Origin of the sequence: Flavobacterium poyangense, from assembly GCF_011751075.1 — a bacterium.
GTDB classification, from domain to species: Bacteria; Bacteroidota; Bacteroidia; order Flavobacteriales; family Flavobacteriaceae; genus Flavobacterium; species Flavobacterium poyangense.
Genome location: NZ_JAALLN010000055.1, coordinates 1 through 1,056, shown reverse-complemented (window position 1 = coordinate 1,056; position 1,056 = coordinate 1). Strand labels below are relative to the sequence as shown.

The window sequence follows — 1,056 nt, the reverse complement described above, 5'->3', positions numbered from 1 at the left end:
ATCGAAGAGAAAAGAATGTATCTCTTTTAGAACAATTAAAACAGAATTGGCAGACTCTTATATATCCGAGAAATTCTGAACAGGAATTTTGGGACGGATATACAGGACAAAAAGTTTGTATATTTGATGACTGGAATCAACTCGTTGATTCTACAGCCAATCCGAGTATGGAACTTTTTGAACTCATAAGAGCCTCAAACGTTTTCCCCTATCCATTACATATGGCTCATTTAGAAGATAAGTCTAGCGTTAATTTTTCGTCTGATGTAATAATCTGTTCTTCAAATAACCAATTACCTAGAGTTGAAAGTCTAAACTTTCCTAAAGCGCTTATACGGCGCTTTACAAAGTTTGTAAAAGTGGAACGTAAGTCCGCCACTTCAGCTTTCGACTTTAGTAGTTATGTTATTACTCCGTATAACGAAGCAGGAGAAATGTCAGATTCTATTAGCGTAGAAAAATTCGTAGATAACGTAGTTAATGAATATATGCATAATAAATCTTTTGTTACTTCTATTAACAACTTCGTAGCAGGTAGTTTATTAGATTTTAATCCAGAGGATCTAGTTAATGGAAAACCACTTGAATCAGCCCCTCAAAGCAATGTTGATACAATGTCTGATATTAGTCAGTTTATGATTAATAGTGTAGAAAACAACAACACTACAGAATTGACATTGTGTCCAGAAAAACTTTTGTCATTGCAATGTGAAGGAGGATTGTGGAATAAAGAACAAAAGCCAGATCCAGATGCCACCACAATAGCAACTAGTACCACTTGGCGTGCGATGTACGACAAGGAGAATTCTGAGTTTATTGTAGATGCAGTACAAAATCTTAAGGACGGATATGTGATTCACAATGTTCGTAACAAGATGTCAGCATTTGTAAATCAATATTCATGGATCAATTGTAATACTACTTATATTTTAGGAGCGTTAGGATTGATCGCCGCGGGTTTATACCTTTATAGAACAATATACCCGCCTAGTACCAGTTCTGCCGAATCAGTAGATAAGTTAGATACTATTGTGCGAGCGCGTAAAAATGCTAGGA

Annotated in this window: 1 protein-coding gene; it reads left to right on the top strand. The window is 35.6% G+C overall.

The features are described from left to right. A partial coding sequence (locus G3A47_RS22570; protein WP_166926513.1) for an RNA helicase domain-containing protein occupies window positions 1-1,056 on the top strand: 1,056 nt, incomplete at both ends.